Here is a 22,920-nt window from a genome sequence, read left to right as displayed (position 1 = left end):
TCCTTATAATTTCACAAGTTAACCGTTAGCAGCGATATCCAGTGCAGCTTGTGCGAGGGGTTCTACCAGGGCTCCCAGATTTGCCGCATTTTTATTGGAGGCATTGCCGTCTTTTGCACGCTTCACCACCCCCTGAACAATCGCTGCCAGGCGGAAGAAGCTAAATGCCAAATAAAACGGCCAATTATCAATCCCATCAATACCCATTCGCTGACAGTATTTGGCCACATACTCTTTTTCGGAGGGGATGCCCAAGGCCTTTATATCCAAGCCTAATAGGCCGGACATTTTGTCTTTGCCAGCGGGCATTCGCATTTGCATACACTGGTAAGCGAGGTCGGCATAGGGATGTCCCAGTGTGGAAAGTTCCCAATCCAAAAGCGCTATGACCTTGGGCTCCTGAGGATGGAAAATCATATTATCGAGCCGGTAATCACCGTGCACCAATGCGATACGCCCATCATCATCCGGTAAAACGTCACCCAACCAGGCCATCAACTCATCCATTGCGGCAATGGGCTCCAGCTCAGAGGCTCGATATTGAGTGCTCCAGCGGTCCAGCTGCCGCTGGAAGTAATTACCTGGTCGGCCGTAATCCGAAAGACCGACGGCATTAATATCCAAGCTGTGCATGGTCGCCAGTACACGATTCATTTCATCGTACATAGCACTGCGCTGCTCGGCGTCAACTTCCGGCAGTGCCGCATTCCAGAATATCCGGCCCTCACAATATTCCATTAAATAAAACATAGAACCGATCAGGTCCCGGTCCTCACAGAGGTGCAATACCCTGGGCACCGGCACATTAGTATCGGCGAGTGCCGACATTACCCGGTACTCCCGATCTACGGCATGGGCAGATTTCAATAACTTGCCCGGAGGCTGGCGTCGTAAAACATAAGATCGCGCCGGGGTTTGCAACTTGAACGTGGGGTTAGACTGGCCACCGGGAAATTTGTTGACCGTTACAGGCCCACTGAAGCCGTCGACTTTGCCGGACAAATATTCTTGCAGTCGCTCAACAGGCAGCTCTTCCACAGAGCTGCGCAAATTGTTTACCGTCTCAGTCACTGAGTCCTCCATGATTTTCCGCGGCGGCATAGTGAGCAGCCAGGTTTCTGCCCAACTGCATCATATGAACTTGATCGGGACCATCCGCCAGACGGATAGTCCGAGCATAGGCATAGTGGTGGGCGAGACTGTAATCCTGCCCCAATCCTGCGGCGCCGTGAATCTGTATGGCGCGATCTATCACCTTACAAGCCATCTGTGGCGCGACAATTTTTATCATCGCGATTAAATCTTTGGCCGCCTTATTACCCAACCGATCCATTTGCGCAGCGGCCTTCAGAGTCAGCAGGCGTGCCTGCTCGATTTCGCAGGCAGATTTGGCAATATCTTCCCGCACCGATCCCTGCTTGCTCATCGGGCGACCAAAAACAATGCGCTGCTCCGCGCGTGCCGACATCATCTCCAGCGCTCTTTGAGCCTGGCCAATCAACCGCATACAGTGGTGTATTCTGCCCGGCCCCAAGCGTCCCTGGGCAATTTCAAAACCGCGCCCCTCTCCAAGAATTAAATGGCTTGCGGGCACCCGGACATTTTCGAAAATCACTTCCGCATGCCCTTCCGGTGCATCGTCATAACCGAATACCGTCATCGGGCGAACTATTTTGACTCCAGGCGTATCGGTGGGTACCAGGATTTGCGATTGCTGTTGGTGGCGATTGGGATTTTCCGGGTCGGTCTTACCCATCACGATCATCACTTTACAGCGTTTATTCATCAGGCCACTGATATAAAACTTGTGGCCGTTAATAACGTAACTATCGCCATCGCGGGTAATCGATGTTTCAATATTAGTGGCATCGGAGGAGGCAACCCGGGGTTCGGTCATAGCAAAGGCAGAGCGAATTTTTCCATCCAGAAGCGGGGTTAGCCATTGTTCCCGCTGGGCCTCAGAACCGTACTGAGCCAAAACTTCCATATTGCCGGTATCCGGGGCATTACAGTTAAATACCTCCGATGCAAAAAGTACTTTCCCCATTTCCTCTGCCAGGGGTGCATACTCCAGGTTATTGAGCCCGGCACCGTAACGGGAATCCGGCAAGAACAGATTCCAGAGTTCCGCTTCCCGGGCTTTAATCTTTAATTCTGCCAAAATCGCCGGCTCTCCCCAGCGATCCTCCTGCAACTGCTGCATAAATATCGCTTCGGCGGGATAGATATACTCCTGCATAAAATTTTGCAGGCGTTCCAGCAGTCCTTTTACTTTGTCTGAGTATTCAAATTCCATCGCTACCTGCCCGATCAACTGTAAGTGATATGTTCGTGACGCCCATCCCGATCCAGGTGCGGCACATGATTGAAACTGTGCAGACTGATATTTTCTGCACTGAAAAATAAACGGCTAACGGCTGTGTTTTGGATTTGCATATTGAGATTGGCGACGGTGGAAATTGAGCCGCCCAATATTTGCGTCAACATCATGGCAATGGCACCGCCCGAACTAACAACCAGGGTTCGGCTGCCTTTGGGGCTATCACAAATGTTTTTAAGCGCATCTGCGATTCTGGCTTCAAAATGCGACCAGGTTTCCGGTGGACTGATCTCACCGGCGGCCCAAGCCAGCATCCCCTTCTTCAGGAATCGATAAAAATCGGCGCGACTGGCACCTGCTCCCGGTGCCCGATCCGGGTATAGTTCGCTGTAATGCTTGGCAACCGCTAGAAAATCAAATTCATTAAGCTGGGTGAGTACACTGCGGGTATTTTCACCGGGGATTTCCAGCCCCTCGCAAATGCCGTCCAAAGTTTGCCGGTGCCGAGTTAGGTTGCCACACAGCAACCGGTCAAAACGAATACCCTTATCCCGCCAGTATTCACCCAACCAGCGCGACTGTTGCCAGCCGGTATCGGAGAGATTGTCATAGTCATCGGCCCCAAATGAAGCCTGTCCGTGACGTACCAGAATAAATTCAGCCACCTATTTCCCTCCCCTTTTGATCTCCCCAACCCTATCTCCAGCATTTGAATCATCAAAGTTTATTATGCGAATATTGAATCATTCATGAGAGTGATGGTGGTGACAGCAATGCAATTACAGCGGATCGACATGAACCTCTTTCCCGTGCTCGAGGCGATATACACAACCCGAAATCTGACTCGTGCCGCTGAACAACTGCACATCACCCAGCCGGCTGTCAGTAATGCCCTGGCGCGACTTCGCCGTACATTAGACGACCCACTATTCACTCGCAGCCCCACCGGTATGGCACCGACGCCACTGACTGAAAGCATTATGCCGAGGGTCCAGGAAGCTCTTTCTCTACTGGGGGCAAGCCTTAGTGAGCAGCGTCACTTTGTGCCACAGGAAGCCAGAAAAACCTTGCGCCTCTCCATGAACGACATGGCGGAAACCTTCCTTTTACCCAGGTTGCTGGAAGCGCTGGAGCAGGAGGCCCCAGGTATTGCTGTCGAATCTTTCCAGGTCCCAAGGGAGCAGCTGGTCAAGGAACTGGCCGCCAACACCCTGGACTTTGCCCTGGATGTTCCCGTACCCACTTCCCCACACATAAAACAACAGCGACTGATGAACGATCGCTACCTGTGTATGTTGCGCCAGGATCACCCCTTGGCGGATTCCGCCAGCCTTACCTTGGAGCAATACTTGAAGTTGGAGCATATCCATGTCTCCAGCCGTCGCAGTGGTCCTGGCCTGGAAGATATCGCCCTGAACAAGTTAGGGCGCCGTCGCAATGTGAAATTGAGGGTCCAGCACTACCGGGTCGCACCTTTAGTGGTATTGAGAACCGACCTGGCACTGACAGTCCCCGCCAGCCTCGCGCGACAGTATTCAGCCCGATTATTTGAGCTTCCGTTTCAAATACCGCTAATGGACTGGCACCTGCTGTGGCATAAAAATCAACACGACGACCCCGCCAATCAATGGCTGCGAAACAAGTTGGTGAGCTTGGTAGAGGAGTAAAGGAGCCTCTGTATACGTCGAGACAGGGAACCCTTAAAAAACACTTTATTTATAGATGAGAATGGGACGCATCAAGGTTAGATGGGGCCCGTAATTGATCACTGAATTCGACCGGTTAAGTCACTGTTTCACAGTGGGCCGTCTTGTTATCCTGCTGGGCAACGATATGCACTTTTTTGCATATACATAAATGAACCCTAAAGGTTACAAGAAGAGAAATTTGCCATGTCCCAAGCCTACCCTAATATGCTTGCCCCCTGGACCTGGGCTTCACCACCCTGAAAAACCGGGTGCTGATGGGCTCCATGCACACCAACCTGGAAGAACACCCCAATGGCTTCACCCGTTTGGCGGCCTTTTTTGCCGAACGTGCCCGCGGTGGCGTTGGCCTGATTGTAACCGGTGGTATTGCCCCGAACGAAGAGAGTGGCGTATTCCTGGGCGCTTCGAAGATGACCACTTCGGAAGAAGCCCAGCAGCACCGCGAAGTCACCGATGCTGTTCACGCTGAGGGCGGCAAGATCTGTATGCAGATCCTGCACACCGGCCGCTATGCCTACAACGAAAACCTGATTGCACCCTCCCCCATCCAGGCGCCGATCAACCCCTTCACCCCGCGCGAATTGACCAGCGAGGAAATCGAAGGCCAGATCGATGACTATGTACGCTGTGCCACCCTGGCTCGCGAAGCCGGCTACGATGGTGTAGAGATCATGGGCTCCGAGGGTTACTTTATTAACCAGTTCATCGTGAAACGCACCAACAAGCGTACCGATGAATGGGGCGGCTCCTTCGAAAACCGTATCCGCCTGCCGATCGAAGTTGTGCGCCGCGTACGGGAAGCCGTCGGCGAGAACTTTATTATTATTTACCGCCTGTCCATGTTGGACCTGGTGGAAGACGGCAGCGACTTCGATGAAGTAGTGGCTCTGGGCCAGGCTATCGAAAAAGCTGGCGCCACGATTATCAATACCGGCATCGGCTGGCACGAAGCGCGCGTTCCCACTATTGCCACCAGTGTTCCCCGCGCGGCATTTACCGACATTACTGCCAAGGTGAAAAAGCACCTGTCTATCCCAGTAGTTGCCAGCAACCGTATCAATGTGCCGGAAGTTGCCGAAGAAGTTCTTTCCTCCGGCCAGGCTGACATGATCTCCATGGCACGCCCCTTCCTGGCAGACTCTGAGTTCGTCAACAAAGCCGCCGAAGGCCGCGCCGACGAGATCAACACTTGCATTGGCTGTAACCAAGCGTGTCTGGACCACACTTTCCAGCTGAAACTGACCTCCTGCCTGGTAAACCCCCGCGCTTGTCACGAAACCGAATTGAACTACCTGCCTACCGACAACGTGAAAAAGGTAGCTGTAATCGGCGCCGGCCCTGCGGGCATGGCCGCATCTACCGTTGCCGCAGAGCGTGGACACGAAGTAACCCTGTTCGAAGGCAGCGATAAGATTGGTGGCCAGTTCAATATCGCTAAGCAGATCCCCGGCAAGGCAGAATTCCAGGAAACCCTGCGCTACTTTAAGCGCCGCCTGGAAGTCACCGGTGTTGAAGTAAAACTTAATACCATTGCCACAGCAGAAGACCTGCAATCTTTTGATGAAGTGATTATTGCTACCGGTATCGAGCCGCGCACTCCACCGATCCCCGGCATTGAGAGCGATAAAGTCCTGGGTTACCTGGATGTACTGAAGCACAAGAAGCCGGTTGGCGAGAAGGTTGCCATTATCGGTGCCGGCGGTATCGGCTTTGATGTAGCGGAGTACCTGACCCACGATGGCCCCCACTCCACTGAAGATGAAGTGGTCGCCAGCGATAAGGAAGAGTTCTTCAACGAATGGGGTGTCGATATTGCCCTGGAGAATCGCTCTGGCCTGAAGCCACGCGAAGCAGTAAGCTCTCCGCGCCAGGTATACCTATTGCAACGCAAAACCACCAAAGTGGGCGCGGGCCTGGGTAAAACCACCGGCTGGATTCATCGCGGCAGCCTACAGCATCGCAAGGTAGAGATGATTGCCGGTGCCCTTTACGACAAAATTGACGATAAAGGCCTGCATATCCGCGTTGGTGAAGAGGAAAAGGTACTGGAAGTCGACAATATTATTGTCTGCGCCGGTCAGGAGCCTGCACGCAAGCTATACGAAGCTCTGCAAGAGCGCGGCGTAACCACCCACCTGATTGGTGGCGCTGATGAAGCCGCAGAACTCGATGCCAAGCGCGCTATCGACCAGGGCTCACGTCTCGCTGCCGAGATCTAATCTCCCGTCGATCACAAAATAAAATACCCCTGTCAACCAGAGTTGGCGGGGGTATTTTTTTGTCCTTAAATTCTGTATCCCGTGCTAGGAGACATTGGCGACTCGATCCGCGACTACCGTTCCCTCAGGCTCAGGCCACTCAGGTCGAGACAGATACTCGGTAAGGCGATAGAGCACAAACACGACTCCACATAACGCCACTAACAAGCCGTATAAGGCCGGGCCACTCCACCATTGAATAATCACTCCACCAATTAATGGCGCCATCGACCAGCCAATGGCATAAAAGGAAGAGGCCCCAAAATAGGTACCGCGTAAATGGGATGGTGCCAGCCGGTCAATTTGAATGCTCATGGTTGGAAACAAAATTGCCTCAGCCAGGCTCAAAATAAAAGTCGCTCCGAGCCAACCCCAAAACCAATCTACCGGATTTAGGGCATACCAAATCTGGGAGATCGACAAAATACCCAACCCAATCACAATACGAGTGTTAATGGCCAGCGGCCCCATTAACTTCATAATGGGAAACTGCAGTAATACTATCGTCGACGCATTAACAAAGATCATGCTGGATATCAGCTCTACCAATCCCGGCGCTTCAGCGCGGGTGAGGTATTGCACCAAGCTTGAATCCATATGCGCATAGATAAACAGCGTTAAAATATTCGCAATAATCACCACCAGAAATACCTGATCACGGCGCAATACCGAAAGCGTATTTCCCAGAGATACGCCCGCATCCCTTTGCTTACTCGCTAAACGCCCGCTCTCAGTTCTGGCAAAACCCCAAACAAAGGCCAGGGCTAAGAGTAGGTAGCTGAGAGAGGTGAGCCCAAAGGTGGATTGCTGTGCACTCAAACCGGCCCAGACACCTACAATCGGCCCCAGCGCCGCCCCCACATTGATCAGGAAGTAGCGGAATTGCAGCGCCAATTCACGGCTGGCTTGATCGTCAATTAAGTCGCCTATCAGCGCACTCGCCGGCGGCTCCCACACCGCGCGACCAATAGCACACAGGGTCATCGCACAGATAAATCCTACCAAGGTTTGCGTCACAGCCAACAAGGCAAAGGAAAAAATACTCACAATACAGCCAAGCAATAGCATATTGCGACGCCCATAGCGATCCGATAGCGCACCGGTAAAGAAGCCCAACACAGCAGCACCAACGGCAGATGCACTTAAGATCAAACCAATTTCAGCCGCGCCGAGGTGAAACTTTTCAAATAGAAGGATGGCCAGGAAAGGCCAGACCATAAAATAAGTTCCACGGCTAAAAAAACTGCCAATTAAAATAATCCAAACTAACGGAGGGAAGCTCCTCAAGCTTCTCCACCACTTCCCATTCATGGTTACTACTCCAATAGATTCACTGCCAACAATTCGATAGAGGCACCTGTCCTGTATGGTTTAAGTTGACTGGTTCCAGATAAAAGAATGGCGCTAAGGCCACTCGGCGAGTGCCCGAAAGACATTGGTACAAATACAAACCCGGAAGGTTCTCTCACTATTCGGCCAAGGTGCCCATCTTTCTGGGGAGGGCAAGCAGCCTACCTCAGAAAATTAAGAGGCAGACAAAGAAGAGTTTCAGTAAGCAAGATGAATTTGAGACAAACAACCTATATTTACCGACAAAAAAACCCGAGATGATAAGATCCCGGGTTTCCTTCTTGGCAGAAAATGCTCCTGCCCTACGGCTAAACCTTGGTATTAACCCACACTGTTAATTACAGGTTAATAGAGAATAATCTGAGCGAGTTGCACAACAATCATTCTGAATACGGTTACCCAATACTATCTGACAAGATTTGTTTTGAAAACCCAAATTGACAGATAAAACAAAAAAATATTTGCCACACACCACCCCAATACAAACCACTAAAAGCAGAATCTTCCCCCCGTCTATACTCGTTCAGGAAAAGCACCCGAGCCGACCAGCAGAAAAAATACTGCCACGCTTTTTTAATAGAGAGATAAGTCGCGACATGTCCCTATCCAACATGCTCGTTCAAGTGCGTGCTCAGGTTGAGCAGGCATTGAGGAGCCAACGCCCTCCTTATACGTTGTTTTTTTCAATTAGCGATGTAAAGAAGCGTGCCATCGTAAAACATAAAACGGCGGCAGATATTGCAGAGGTATGGCAAGACCTAGCAAAGATCATCCAAAGTGCAGCAAAATCGCACAGGGTGAACCCCTGCTGGTTGAGAGTTGACTGGGTAACTCAAAAAAGTGCAATGACGTTTGCTGGGCTGGAACAAATACTTAGAGATACCAAACGATCATACTTTCGCTATGGTCTGGCATTGGATGATAACTGTGATGTCGCATTCCTTGAACAGGAACTCAATGCTAATGCCATGCTTTATGGCGGGAATCAGATCGATCACGTAATCATCAACGAGAATAATTTCCTTGCCTATGCTAAGAAACGTTTTGGACTAAACACCAAGTTAGATTTTTCAGATGACAGCCCAGTATATCTTCTGTCAACTCAGGGGATTTTTTGTGAAGCTAAACGTGAACCCGTCTGCCTCTATGGTCCAGGATTAGACGCTGGTCGGCGTATCATCGAAAAACTAAATGCTAATACTGTTACGAAATTAATTAAAACAAGCAGCCATTACCTGGGCAGCCAAGTCAAAAACAATGGAGCATTCCACTATGGTTGGCATGCCTGCTTCGACCGGAAGATAGATACCTATAACAATTTGCGTCATGCAAGCAGTACCTATGCGATGATTGAAGCCTGGGAGGTAACCGGTGATAAAGCACTGATGACTTCCATCCTTCGGTCACTAAAGTACCTGACAGAAAAGCTAATACAATCCGCGCTCCTTCCTTCAGGGAAGATGGGTGCATTTTTAGTAGAGTCGAATAATGAGATTAAATTAGGGGGCAACGCTGTATCACTCCTGGCACTAGTAAAGTACTCTGAGGTAACAAAAACCGAACACTACTCCGATTTAATGGAGCAGCTGGCACTTGGTATGGAGTACATGCAAGACGCCGTCACTGGGCAATTTTGTCATGTTCTTGAATATCCTGAACTTCAAGTTAAAGACAAGCATAGAGTCATCTATTACGATGGTGAAGCTGCCTTTGGTTTAATGCGTCTTTACGGATTTACTAAAGATTCCCGCTGGCTGACATTGGTCGAGAAGGCATTCAATTATTTTATCCGAGCTGAGCACTGGCGTGCCCACGATCACTGGCTGAGCTACTGTGTCAATGAGCTGACACTATATCGCCCTGAAGAAAAGTATTATCAGTTCGGTATTCGCAACTTTTCCAGTTACTTGGATTTTGTTGAAAATAGAATCACCACCTTCCCAACTCTGCTTGAATTGATGATGGCTGCTGAAAAGATGGTGACTCGCTTACGCAAAGAGCCCAAGTTTCAGTACCTACTAGACCAGGTAGATCTAAAGCACTTTTACAGAGCGTTACACAAACGTGCAATGTACCTCCTAAACGGCTATTTCTGGCCCGAAATAGCCATGTACTTCAAGAATCCCAGACGAATCTTAGGAAGCTTTTTTATACGGCACCATGCTTTCAGAGTTCGTATTGATGATGTCGAGCACTATCTATCTGGTTTTATCGCCTATCGAAATTATCTTATTGCCGCCAAAGATATACCGGAGGATATTGAGGAGGCATACCAAGAAATGCTTATCGAACCAGCTGCCGATTCACACAAGTCATTGCCTGTGCTCGCTTGGGGGGGACGTAAACTTGGCACGAAGGCAACATTATCGCACGGCACAATTTGGAACCGAGAAAGTGCTCGGCACAATTATTGCCCTAAAAAACGCAGATATAAGCGTAGTGAATCTAGAGTGTGTGATAGGGACTGAGGGCGAACAAGGAATCAGTAAGGGAGAGTCATCCCCATACTATTACCGAGCCCGCCCTGAAATGCTATCCGTGTTAATGGAGGCCGGTATTGATGTCGTTGTTACTGCAAACAATCATAGTGGGGACTATGGAAGCAAAGCACTTTTGGAGCAACAACACTGGCTGGATGCAACCGGTATCGGTTACGCTGGATCAGGTATTAATATCGAAGAAGCACTTACCCCAGTATATCGTCCCGCCGGTCGGCTAAACGTCGCCATTTTCTCTATTGATGCCACACAGCCCCGCTTTGCCGCAGGTCCAAGTACGCCTGGTTGCGCTCATCTACCACTTACCATACCCAGCCTCTGGCTTGATAACCTAAAGCCTAGGATTGAAGCAGCGCGCAAAAAAGCACATCTCGTGCTCGTCGCTGTTCATTGGGGAAACAACAGAGAACCAAAACCAAGCGAAGATGAAATAACCATTGGCCACGCCATTATCGATGCCGGAGCAGATGGTATATTAGGTACCAGCGCACATAACCTACAAGGTATTGAAATTTATCAGGACAGACCTATTATCCACGATGCTGGGGATCTTTTGTTCGATGCGGTCCGACGTAACCTAGCCGATAGTGGAATCTTTCGCCTCCAATTAAGCGAAAATGGAATAGAAAAAATCATTTTTGTGCCCGTAGGTGTTGGGTTTGGTTTCAGTAAGCAACTAAGTGGAGATGTAGCAAAAGATCTTACGCAACGATTTTCGAAAGCTTGCTCAGAGCTGGGGACACACCTGACCTTAAATCCAGATGGTAGCGGAACCATTCTACTGTCACCTCCAGACAGGCAATACCGTAAACTTCCCCATCTTCTTAAAACCCATTACAAACGAGAAGTAATTAGAGAAAAGCGTCCATTGAACCCTAATTGGACTGTAGATCAAGTCCCCCTAGATGCTCGCATCCCCCCAATAAAATGCGGGCCGCTTAAACTATTGGGAGTAAGATTTTTTCCGCGTGAAATAAAGACTAGACAAATGTTATGGGTAGAGTCATTTTGGACTACCGATAAAAAGGTAAAGGAGGATTTCCGTTTAGATTTTCGAGCGATCCCAATCAAAGAAACATCTATGCCTTATTGGGGAAAGGCGATGGACCACGATCCTTGTGATTGGCAAGTACCCACTTCTCGATGGGAACCAGGAAGAATCTACCGTGACTTTTATGGGTTAAGGGCCCCGGCAGCCAATCAAATTAAGCCTGTTCACCTTAAACTTGCCGTAGGTATTATTTCCAACACACAACAAGTAAAGCCTGTAATTGTTGGCGGAATGATTACACAGCTAAACTTTTCTAAGAAGCCGCCACAAATTCCTACATACAAAACAGATTTTCCTCCGGCTGTATACCAACATACGCCTATGCAAACTTGGAATGCTCAACAACTTGAACTAGTTTCTGGAGGAAAATGGCTAACGCCGCCACCTGAAAATTGGTACATTCGCAGCGTAATTTCTGGGAGTGGATTTTTAGACCAAGCAGTGGGGCCTGTCTTATTTGTTGCTCATACAAGTAAAGACAGAGATTTTCACGAACAGCGCTCAAAGCCATCTGCCAATTACTTTGACTGCCATAAAACCCTTCCTGAATTTGCACATCGTATTGCTGGCGCCATTGTTTCCCACCCTGTAGATGGATTACCTAAGGAACTGCCTGTACTTCAAGTTGAAGACCCATTAAAAGTTATAATTGAGCTCGGATTAGCAGCCAGAAAACGATTCCAAGGCGATGTCATTGCCATTACAGGTACTGCAGGAAAATCAAGCACCCTAAAAATGCTTGTGCAAATTCTGGGCCCCAAAGAAAAGATATTATCCAGTTTAGGTAACTATAACTCACGTGTAGGCGCACCTTCGATGCTTGCCAGTCTAAATCCTGACCATGAAGCTGCCGTTATCGAAGTGGCTCAGAGCGCATTATGGATGAAACGAGGCCCCATCACAAGACAGATAAAACCAACTATATCTATAATTACGGAAATTGGTCTATCACAAACTAACCATCGCATAAAATCAGTTGAAGACACTGCGAAATGGAAATCGTGCATTTTTGACGGATTAACGAATTCTTCAGTAGCTATATTAGGGGACCACCTAAAGTGCTTCGACTATATTCTTTCGCAAGCAATAAAATATGCTAAAAAAATAATAGTGTTTGGCAAAGGAGAAAGGGCAGATGTTAAGATAATAAATATTGATACCGATGAAACTGGAAGCAATGTCACACTACAGTTCCCAACTCAAAGATTAGAATTAAAGGTTCCCGCACCCAGCACTGGCATGATGTACAATGCCATAGCTGCTATTTGTGCAGCTTACGCGCTAGATAAAGACCTAGCCCAATGCGCAAATAGATTGCTTGACCTAGAACTTGATGAGGGACATTTAAAAAGAAAAAATTTAAACATTCAAGGTAAATCCCTAACACTTATTGATGATAGCTGGAACGCTGAAGTTTGCTCCATGATTAATGCATTCTCAGTATTTTCTCAGAGTAAAATAAAAAATAATGGACGAAGAATTGCGGTACTAGGTCGCATTGTCCATTTAGGTAAAAAAGCACAAGAATTACATGAAAGTCTCACTCACCCCTTACTCAACAGCAATGTTAACTGGGTAATAACACACGGTGAGGAAATGAAATTTCTCCGGGAGTTATTACCGGAAGAAATTTTAGGACCACATTTTTCAGAGGCTTCACCTCTCGTTGACTATCTAGCTGATTTCTCCCAGGATTCAGACCTAATACTTATCAAAGGATCCAGAAGGGACTCCGACTTTGGCTCAATCCCCATCCTACTAGAAAAACTTCAAAAAACCGGACAACCCATAGAGGTAGAATAAAACTTAAAATCCAACACATGACAACTCAAGAAAAACATGATACAGATCAAACTTACACATCTGGCCGACAGATGTAATTCGCTATACCACTGCACGCCCTACTAAACCCACCCATAACAAATAATTGAATCCAGAAATTCAATATTTATTGCAAACTCCACAAAACAGAAACACTAACATTATTTTTTTTACCTTTAAAATCTTTCGGAAACAAATTAGACCAAACCCATGAAAACTCTCGAGTAAGAACAATTTTACTTATACTACCCTTACCGAAACCATATCCAAGATAAGGCTTCTGCGCCAAATTGGGGTCTACCGGCACCCACCGACCACCCATAAAAACTTCAGCGGCATGATGATTAGGTCGATCAAATCTTTTTTTCTTGGAAAAAAGAAACTCTGAAGTAACTCTTGCAGGATACCCCATAGAGCGTGCCAATGCGACAAAAAGCGCCGCATGCTCTGTACAATCACCCTCCCCTGACTCAAGGCCCGCCAGAGCGCCTTTTGTAGGCTGAACTTTATATTTAATTATTGCTTGAGGAATCAAAAAAGCTGCCCTCAAACGACTCTCTTCATCTTCAAAAGTATTTTGTATTTTAAGGGATAACTTTTTAATTGGAGTGGAATCTGACTCGATAAACCTCGCTGACTCTAAGTAAGTACCACTTGGAAAAAAGTCTCGCCCCCTGCTCAATTGAGTATAATCATATGAAGTAAGCATTAAATCAAACTCAACAATCCTGGAAACTGTCCTTCCAGCAGGAATACTCAGCACAAACTCAAGGTACTTAGAACCCCCTACACCATGCTTCTTGTAAATAATTTTTTCTGGATAATTATATCTAATCTTCTTTAATGACTGCTGCAAACTATACTCTACAGGCATAGAAAGTCTTTGAACATAACCATTAATATCCTGCTTCGAAGAGTTCGTAATTGCGACCTCAACCGAAAGAGTAACAATTTTTGATTCAGCTTGAGATAAGCTAGAAAGACCAAAGAAGCCAAAAACAATGTGCACCAATGAGTTAGCTAACCATTTCGCCATTACCTTTCCCGTAGCGCCTCACCCGCCTTATTGATTGGCTTCATAAGATAATCAAAAACAGTTTTCGAACCCGTTTTTATATCTACCGCTGCAATCATACCTGGCACTATCGGAAATTTATTACCCTCATGATTTTCCAGAGAATCAGTATCTGTGAGGATGAAAACCTTATAATAGTATTCGCCTGGCACAAACTCATCTTGAATCGTATCAGGAGATATAGTCGTCACTGTACCATTTAAGTCACCATAAATCGTATAGTCGTATGCAGTAATTTTTACTTTAGCTACCTGCCCAGGACGAATAAATGCGATATCCCTGGGGGAAATTTTTGCTTCAACTAAAAGCTGATCATCAAGTGGGACAATCTCCATTATCTTTCCATTTGGGGGGATTACGCCACCAATAGTTGTAACCTCAATAGCTTTAACAATGCCTCTTACAGGAGATTTGTGAGTAAGTCTTATTAGTGAGTCAGAACGCCCCTCAACTACAGAAGACAGCGCCTCAACTTCAGCACTAAAGTTTGCCAACTCCTCTCGGGCTTTCACCATGTACATAGATTTTATCTCATTTATCTTTGTCTCCAACTCAGACTTTTGTCTTTGCAGACGTAAAAGATCAACACTACTGGCTGCCCCTGATTCGACAAGCGACCTGGTGATAGACAACTCTTTATTGACCAACTCTAGGGTTTCCTTTGAACCTTTCAACGATTCTGCTAATCCTCTCCGCCGCGTATCAAATAGTTTTCTTTCTTTAGCAATAAGCTCCGCATGCGAAGACAGTTCCTCTGGAAATTTAATCGATGTACTATTTACCTCAGCACTCAATCGCGCGACACTAGCCAAAGCAGCTCTGTAGCGAGCCAATATTTCTTCTACATTCGAACGTAATTTTGTAGGATCCAACTGCGCCAACACTTCACCCTTTTCGACAATATCCCCCTCAGAAACTTTAAGATCCTCCAGTATTCCTCCCTCTAATGATTGGATAATCTGTGAACGCGAAGTCGGAACCACTTTACCAGCGCCAGAAGAAACCTCATCAACCTTGGCCAAGTAAGACCAAAAAACCAACGCGGCTAACAATAAAAAAAATACCCAAACTATTCTTCCTGAGCGTACGAGAGATGCATCATCAATATCATCCTCATATTGTTTTTCATCATTTTGTGAATCAATATCTAAGAGAGCGATGCGTTTTGGTTCGCGGCGAAAACCGAAGTCATCTGGAATTGGCATTACAGCTTCTCCATCCTAACCTCTAGGAAACTTCTTCATCCTTCTTAGGATCCTTCCGTCGAGAAAGAATAGAGAGTGCTTTTTCTTTTGGCTCATCGAGAACAACTCGACCACTATCCAGCACAATTATTCGATCTACAAAGCTAAGGATGCTAGTTCTATGAGTTGCAATAACAACTGTTTTGTTTACACTCCAATCTGATAATGCACAAATAAATTTTTTCTCAGTGGCTTCGTCCAGTGCTGAAGTAGGCTCATCCAGCAAAAGAACATTTGGTTGACGTAATAAAATCCTAGCAATCAGCAGAGACTGCTTTTGCCCTCCAGACAGCCCGTAGCCACCTTCTTGAATCATAGATCCCAAGCCTTTCGGGAGCTTACTCACAAAAGTCTCAGCACCACTCATTTTAAGTGCGACGAGAATTTCATCATCGCTGGCATTGGGAGAACCTAAGACAAGATTTTCATAAATAGTCCCATGGAATAGCCCTGTCTTTTGGCTAAGGAGAGAAATATCTCGTCTTACATCAGCGGGATCTATATGAGCCAAGCTGACATCATCTAACCGTAACTGACCACGAGCGGGCTCAATATAACCCGACAGTGCATGTAGCAACGTTGACTTACCGGATCCATTTCGACCTAATATAGCAATCCGTTCACCTTGAGTAATTTTTAATTCAGGAATAACTAGAGCGGGATCAGACGTATCATCTCCATAGTTATAAACCGACTGTTTAAAGTGATAATTTCCTTGAAGCGAGGACTTCTGCACTTTCTTTTCATCTTCAGGGTTATCAACCGGTAACTGCATAATCTGATCAATTCCTTTCATCGCAAACCGGGCTTGCTGCCAGCGGCTTAAAACCTGGGTGATATTTGCCATTGGTGACATCATCCGCGAACCAAGAATAGAGGCAGCAACCAGTGCGCCCGTTGTCATGTCGCCAGCCATGACCATCGGAGCTCCAAATAACACAACTACAGCAAAAACTGATGACTGCACGTTATGGGTCCAACTCAGTAAAACACCAACCAGATATCGCAGCTTTAGATTGGAATCTGCGGTGACTGCGTTGAAATGATTCCACTGCCCTTGAAAGCGCTGTTCCGCCTGCATGGCTTTTATATCTTCCAGCCCTTGAACCGTTTCTATTAGCATTGCATTACGTAGCGCTCCTTCTTTAATAGATTCCTTCGATAACTTTGCAAGCCTCGGCTGAAGAAGCAACCCAGGAATAATTAACAAGAAAACTGCTACAAGAGGTATTAGTGCCAAGCTCCCAGCAACCCACCACATAACAAACAGAAAGAGTACAAAAAAAGGTAAATCTGCAAGAGCCAAAACGGTGGAAGATGTAAACAATTCTCTTATGCGCTCAAGGTCTCTAATCTGAGAGATAAATGTACCGGTTGATTTTGGTCTGGCTTGATCTTTAACCCTAATAGCATGCCCAAAAACCAAATCCGACATACGAATATCAGCACGCTTCCCCAGCAAGTCCGTTACCCTGACTCGCATAGTACGCATAATAAAATCAAAGATAATTGCTACTACAACACCGCTAAATAGAACGTAAAGGGTAGGAAAAGACTCAGCTGGAATGACTCTGTCATAGACCTGTTTTGAAAAAACAATTCCAGCTAGTGCTAGAGAATTTGCAATTGTTGTGGCAATCATCACATGAAAATAGGGTTTCAAATCCCTAAGGATAATCCGGCGAAACCAATGCTTGTCTTCAGTCTTAACATAGTCATCTATACGAGAGTCTGTTGCCGTTCTCCTGGGACGAAATATAGCCAGGTTCAGAACATTATTTTTTAAATCGTCCAGATGTACTGTACTCTTTAGACCTTTATCGCCACAGTAGATAACACTCAGTTCCATATCTTTAGATACAGACTCTACAACAACTAACTGACCATCCACCAATTGGGCAACAATGGGCAAACGCCACGAATTGATCGCAGACTCATTGAACGAGCTGAATGTTGCCGTAAGCCCGGCCTGTCGCGCCATCTGCCTAACAACGCTTTCTATAGAGTTATATCCCCCCCAATTCCCAGCTATTCGGACCCTTTCATAAGAGCAATCAATTCGATAATGTCGAGCAATAGAAATTATTGCCTCACACCAAGGAGTAACGTTAGCGGCATTATTTTTAGAGCTGGAAAATGGCTTTTCAATTTCACCCGCAATATCTAATTGGCTTCCATTCAAGGCAACACCTCCACACCCTGAATCTCGGTTCCATCCAGTTTAAATGCCTCGCGCAAACCACCACGACTATGTAGACAATCTATTTTTAGAAGGTGCAAATCAAAAATCGTATTATTTTTTTCTCGGCGGGCAATGTGTAGCTCCTGTTCTGAATTTAGCAAATCAATTAGAGTCCGCGTGCCTAGAGTGGAATACTGCTGTTTATATAGATCCCTTGTTTCAGCTATAGCGCTCTCCCTAGCGCTAAGCGAACTCAAACTACGCATTAACCCTTCAGCTTCTTCTTGTGCCTCACGATATTTTTGGGTTACAAATAATTGTGCCGAGTCTCTCGCCGCATCAGCCGACAGCAAGGCATAACTCGCCCCCTCTCTTCCGGCAGATATCTTTCCACCTTGATAAATAGGCATGGAAACATTAAAGAAAATCGCCTTCTCATTACTATCAAGTGCATTGGCATCAACATAGTTTTGATCCAAGTACTGATTCACATTTCCATCAAGGGTTAAGGTTGGCCATGCATTTGCTTTTGCCGATTTAAGCTGTGCTTCAGCTTCAGCTCTAGATGCGGCAGCAATAAGTACATCTGGTACTGACGACAAATCAAAAGACTGGACATCACATGCTTGTGCGACGTCCTCAGGAACATACATAGCCACCCGAAATGGAGATTGGAATCCAGTGAGATTCTGTAAAGTGGTACGCCATCGGCGTAACAAAGCTTCTACTTGCTGTTTAGATGCCTGTGCAGCATCAACTCTTGATTGCGCCTGTAACACATCTGAGCGGGAACTAACTCCACGCTCCTTTCGAATTTGCACAAGATCAGCAATAGCAGATACGCCATTAACTTGTGCATCAGAAGTTAAAAGCAGAGACTGATAGCGCTGAACCTCAATTGCCGCTTTTGCGGTTCTCCTTGCAACTTCGTCAATAGATTGGAGAACTTCAGCCTGAGACCTTTGTACACCAGCCTTTGCAAAGTCAACATTGCTAGATACTTTGCCAAAGTCATAAACCATCTGGGAAATATTCACCTGGAACGCGTGTCCATCACCTTCGCTTTTGTACTCGGAGTCGTTCCCGGCCACAATTCCAGCATTCAATCGAGGAAAATATCCCGATCGTGCAGCTTTGACGCCTTGCCTCTGCTGATAGAGATTCCCAACGGCTTCTGCAATTAATGGATGCCAACCGACGGCTTGGTGCACCACTTCAAGCATATTGAATTCAGTTCGCTTTATACCTTCCTCATACTCCCTAAAGGAAAACTTTTTTAATGAATCATAAGCCTCTACTTCCATGCTTCTTGGGCTAATTACTTCAGAGGAACGGGGAGAACTTAATATATCGGCGTCAGCTGTGATTGACCAAAACACCAGAGTCAACACAAATGGTATTTTCATTTTCGGTTTAAACACTTCCACTATATTCACTTTCAATAATTACCGGGAGGTTAAACACTCTATTAACATCTAATTACATAAATTCTGTAGAGTGGCCACAAAAGTCTAGCCAAAAAAAACCGGGCCTTACGGCCCGGTACTTAAGTTAATTTGTCGCTTTCAGATCTAAGTGTCGCTCAAGCTGTTTTGTTGCCACATATCTCCGATAGTGTCGTCAATTGCTGCCGACATCTCCATCGAATCCATTACTCCACTAGAAATTTGGCTCGTATCTACGCCAGCCACCTCTCCAGCAGACTCGAATATTTGAGTATCGCTACCCACAGATTCGAATAGATCATCAAGAGTCAAGTCAGAGCCACTACCCAGCATGTCAATACCAGGCACAGTTGCAGTACCAACATCCAGTATGCCGTCAGAGTCCATTGCCACATCTGATCCAATATTGATGATGGTAATGTCAATATCAATATCGATATCAACTGAAATGTCGATGTTGATATCAATGTCAACGCTAGTATCGGCATCGGCATCGGCATCGGCATCGGCATCGGCATCGGCATCGGCATCGGCATCGGCATCGGCATCAGCATCAGCATCAGCATCAGCATCAGCATCAGCATCAGCATCTCCGTCCGGTTCCCAAGTGAATGACGGATCTGCCAACATATCTCCGTCGCCACCCAGAGTCGCTACATCACTTCCATGAAGCGCGCTCTGCTCGTGCGGATGATCTCCGATATTGATAATGATGATGTCGACGTCGATATCAATATCAATGTCGATATCAATATTTATGTCGATATCTACGTCGGCGTCCGCATCCGCGTCGGCATCCGCATCGGCATCCGCATCGGCATCCGCATCCGCATCGGCATCCGCATCCGCATCCGCATCGGCATCGGCATCGGCATCGGCATCGGCATCGGCGTCAGCATCGGCATCTGCGTCGGCATCCGCATCTGCATCTGCATCTGCGTCAGCATCGGCATCGGCATCCGCATCGGCATCCGCGTCGGCATCCGCATCGGCATCGGCATCCGCGTCCGCATCGGCGTCAGCATCGGCATCTGCGTCGGCATCCGCATCTGCATCTGCATCTGCATCTGCATCTGCATCTGCGTCAGCATCGGCATCGGCATCCGCATCGGCATCCGCATCCGCATCCGCATCGGCATCGGCATCGGCATCGGCATCGGCATCGGCATCGGCATCGGCATCGGCATCGGCATCGGCATCGGCGTCAGCATCGGCATCTGCGTCGGCATCCGCATCCGCATCCGCATCTGCATCTGCATCTGCATCTGCATCTGCATCTGCGTCAGCATCGGCATCGGCATCGGCATCGGCATCGGCATCGGCATCGGCATCCGCATCGGCATCCGCGTCGGCATCCGCATCGGCATCGGCATCCGCGTCCGCATCGGCGTCAGCATCGGCATCTGCGTCGGCATCCGCATCTGCATCTGCATCTGCATCTGCATCTGCGTCAGCATCGGCATCGGCATCCGCATCGGCATCCGCATCCGCATCCGCATCGGCATCGGCATCGGCATCGGCATCGGCATCGGCATCGGCATCGGCATCGGCGTCAGCATCGGCATCTGCGTCGGCATCCGCATCCGCATCCGCATCTGCATCTGCATCTGCATCTGCATCTGCATCTGCATCTGCGTCAGCATCGGCATCGGCATCGGCATCGGCATCGGCATCCGCATCGGCATCCGCGTCGGCATCCGCATCGGCATCGGCATCCGCGTCCGCATCGGCGTCAGCATCGGCATCTGCGTCGGCATCCGCATCTGCATCTGCATCTGCATCTGCATCTGCGTCAGCATCGGCATCGGCATCCGCATCGGCATCCGCGTCGGCATCCGCATCGGCATCCGCGTCCGCATCGGCATCCGCGTCAGCATCTGCATCTGCATCTGCATCTGCATCTGCGTCAGCATCGGCATCGGCATCCGCATCGGCATCCGCATCCGCATCCGCATCGGCATCCGCATCGGCATCGGCATCGGCATCGGCATCGGCATCGGCGTCAGCATCGGCATCTGCGTCGGCATCCGCGTCAGCATCTGCATCGGCATCTGCATCGGCATCTGCGTCGGCATCCGCATCCGCATCCGCATCGGCATCCGCATCGGCATCCGCATCCGCATCGGCATCGGCATCCGCATCCGCATCAGCATCTGCGTCGGCATCCGCGTCGGCATCCGCGTCGGCATCAGCATCCGCGTCAGCATCTGCATCGGCATCGGCATCGGCATCCGCATCCGCATCCGCATCTGCATCCGCATCTGCATCCGCATCGGCATCGGCATCCGCATCCGCATCCGCATCCGCATCCGCATCCGCATCCGCATCAGCATCAGCATCTGCATCGGCATCGGCATCGGCATCCGCGTCCGCATCGGCATCGGCATCGGCATCCGCGTCAGCATCTGCATCGGCATCCGCGTCGGCATCAGCGTCGGCATCCGCGTCGGCATCCGCATCTGCGTCGGCATCGGCATCGGCATCGGCATCGGCATCGGCATCAGCGTCGGCGTCGGCATCGGCATCGGCATCGGCATCGGCATCTGCGTCGGCATCAGCATCCGCGTCGGCATCGGCATCGGCATCGGCATCGGCATCGGCATCCGCGTCGGCATCGGCATCGGCATCTGCATCTGCATCGGCATCGGCATCGGCATCGGCATCGGCATCGGCATCGGCATCGGCATCGGCATCTGCATCGGCATCGGCATCTGCATCTGCATCTGCATCTGCATCTGCATCCGCGTCAGCATCTGCATCTGCATCTGCATCCGCATCCGCATCCGCATCCGCATCCGCATCTGCATCTGCATCTGCGTCAGCATCGGCATCTGCGTCGGCATCCGCGTCGGCATCCGCGTCGGCATCCGCATCTGCATCTGCATCTGCGTCAGCATCTGCATCCGCGTCAGCATCGGCATCTGCATCTGCATCTGCATCTGCATCTGCGTCGGCATCCGCATCCGCATCGGCATCGGCATCTGCATCTGCGTCGGCATCGGCATCGGCATCCGCATCTGCGTCGGCATCGGCATCGGCATCGGCATCGGCGTCAGCATCGGCATCGGCATCCGCGTCGGCATCAGCGTCGGCATCCGCGTCGGCATCCGCATCTGCGTCGGCATCGGCATCGGCATCGGCATCGGCATCAGCGTCGGCGTCGGCATCAGCATCTGCGTCGGCATCAGCATCCGCGTCGGCATCGGCATCGGCATCGGCATCGGCATCGGCATCGGCATCAGCATCAGCATCAGCATCAGCATCAGCATCAGCATCAGCATCAGCATCAGCATCAGCATCAGCATCAGAGTCAGGAATAAAAAATTGATCGCGATTGTCATCATCGTTATCGCTAGCCGCTACAGCGATAACAACAACTCCAAGTGCAATTAATGCAGGAATCCACCAAGAAATACCCGGATCGACTGGTGCTGGTGCTGGATAAGAAGCGCCACCAGCCGCAGCAAAGGCAGAGATTAAATCTCCATTAGAAGCCAACATAAGAGGCTCTCCAGCCCCTGTTAGCACTAGCTCACTATGCTCGCCATCTTCATCTAACAGGTAAAACCCTGAAATAATGACGATCTGGCCGGATTTTAAAACAATAACGAGGTCTATTCCGTCCTTGGAAAAAGACGCAATATCCTCAGGATCTGCGGGCATTTCGACAAGACCAGGAGAGGTCAAAGATAGCCCCTCCAGTGATCGCTCGTCGATTGAGCCCGTGGATTTGTCAAAGATTTTCGCAATCATGCTCTCACCAACTTCAAACAGTGCAACTTCCTAAATACACAGTTCATGGCCTGAGCTTAAAGACGGAAAATACCCCACTTTGAGCCCATCCGTGACTAGATTCACTAATACATTGCCTTACTAATTTCCCTCCATAAAAAAACAATTACGCCAGTACGTTTTTACGCGCACTACTTTTGTATGGACGTAATTCAAAACGTTTTCAAGGAGGAGT

The 22,920-nt window shown here is 48.6% G+C and carries 12 protein-coding genes; 3 read left to right on the top strand and 9 right to left on the bottom strand.

The features are described from left to right. Window positions 1-18: 18 nt before the first annotated feature. From QT397_10095 to QT397_10085, 3 genes are read right to left on the bottom strand one after another with little or no spacing between them, the layout of a single operon-like run. Entirely contained in the window at window positions 19-1,071 is a 1,053-nt protein-coding gene (locus tag QT397_10095; GenBank protein WNZ57668.1) for a phosphotransferase, read from the bottom strand. Further along, window positions 1,064-2,296 carry an acyl-CoA dehydrogenase family protein gene (locus QT397_10090; GenBank protein WNZ57667.1) on the bottom strand — a complete coding sequence of 411 codons (1,233 nt, stop codon included), beginning with the start codon at window positions 2,294-2,296 and terminating at the stop codon, window positions 1,064-1,066. The genes QT397_10095 and QT397_10090 overlap by 8 nt, the downstream gene beginning before the upstream one ends. Window positions 2,297-2,310: 14 nt before the next feature. Next, on the bottom strand, window positions 2,311-2,985 hold the full coding sequence (locus QT397_10085) for a histidine phosphatase family protein (protein ID WNZ57666.1): 675 nt from the start codon (window positions 2,983-2,985) through the stop codon (window positions 2,311-2,313). Between the two features lie 108 nt (window positions 2,986-3,093). Between QT397_10085 and QT397_10080 the strand changes: the two genes are divergently transcribed. Together QT397_10080 and QT397_10075 are read left to right on the top strand one after the other, a co-directional pair. Continuing rightward, on the top strand, window positions 3,094-3,987 hold the full coding sequence (locus tag QT397_10080) for a LysR family transcriptional regulator (protein WNZ57665.1): 894 nt from the start codon (window positions 3,094-3,096) through the stop codon (window positions 3,985-3,987). A 305-nt stretch (window positions 3,988-4,292) separates the two neighbouring features. Then, the gene (locus QT397_10075) at window positions 4,293-6,248 is read left to right on the top strand and encodes an NADPH-dependent 2,4-dienoyl-CoA reductase (GenBank protein WNZ57664.1); all 1,956 of its coding nucleotides are present in this window, start codon (window positions 4,293-4,295) and stop codon (window positions 6,246-6,248) included. 84 nt (window positions 6,249-6,332) lie between these two features. Here the strand turns inward: QT397_10075 and QT397_10070 are convergent, their stop codons facing one another. Next, a complete protein-coding gene (locus QT397_10070; GenBank protein ID WNZ57663.1) occupies window positions 6,333-7,598 on the bottom strand; it encodes an MFS transporter in 1,266 nt (421 codons plus the stop codon). A 2,223-nt stretch (window positions 7,599-9,821) separates the two neighbouring features. On the opposite strand from QT397_10070, the gene QT397_10065 reads away from it, so the two are divergent. Continuing rightward, window positions 9,822-12,989: a CapA family protein gene (locus QT397_10065; GenBank protein WNZ58532.1), complete on the top strand. Its 3,168-nt coding sequence runs from the start codon at window positions 9,822-9,824 to the stop codon at window positions 12,987-12,989. Between the two features lie 145 nt (window positions 12,990-13,134). Here the strand turns inward: QT397_10065 and QT397_10060 are convergent, their stop codons facing one another. From QT397_10060 to QT397_10040, 5 genes are all read right to left on the bottom strand, one after another. Further along, window positions 13,135-14,043 carry a transglutaminase domain-containing protein gene (locus QT397_10060; protein ID WNZ57662.1) on the bottom strand — a complete coding sequence of 303 codons (909 nt, stop codon included), beginning with the start codon at window positions 14,041-14,043 and terminating at the stop codon, window positions 13,135-13,137. Continuing rightward, complete coding sequence (locus tag QT397_10055; protein WNZ57661.1) at window positions 14,043-15,287, bottom strand: HlyD family efflux transporter periplasmic adaptor subunit; 1,245 nt, start codon at window positions 15,285-15,287, stop codon at window positions 14,043-14,045. Before QT397_10055 ends, QT397_10060 begins: the two co-directional genes overlap by 1 nt. Window positions 15,288-15,309: 22 nt before the next feature. Continuing rightward, complete coding sequence (locus QT397_10050) at window positions 15,310-17,508, bottom strand: type I secretion system permease/ATPase (protein WNZ57660.1); 2,199 nt, start codon at window positions 17,506-17,508, stop codon at window positions 15,310-15,312. Next, entirely contained in the window at window positions 17,505-18,935 is a 1,431-nt protein-coding gene (locus QT397_10045; protein ID WNZ57659.1) for a TolC family outer membrane protein, read from the bottom strand. Before QT397_10045 ends, QT397_10050 begins: the two co-directional genes overlap by 4 nt. A gap of 144 nt (window positions 18,936-19,079) precedes the next feature. Continuing rightward, on the bottom strand, window positions 19,080-22,706 hold the full coding sequence (locus QT397_10040) for a BapA prefix-like domain-containing protein (GenBank protein ID WNZ57658.1): 3,627 nt from the start codon (window positions 22,704-22,706) through the stop codon (window positions 19,080-19,082). Window positions 22,707-22,920 lie beyond the last annotated feature (214 nt).

Origin of the sequence: Microbulbifer sp. MKSA007 (genome assembly GCA_032615215.1) — a bacterium.
Taxonomy (GTDB): Bacteria; Pseudomonadota; Gammaproteobacteria; order Pseudomonadales; family Cellvibrionaceae; genus Microbulbifer.
Note: the sequence above shows the minus strand (reverse complement) of the source record. Positions and strands in the feature narration are given on the sequence as shown.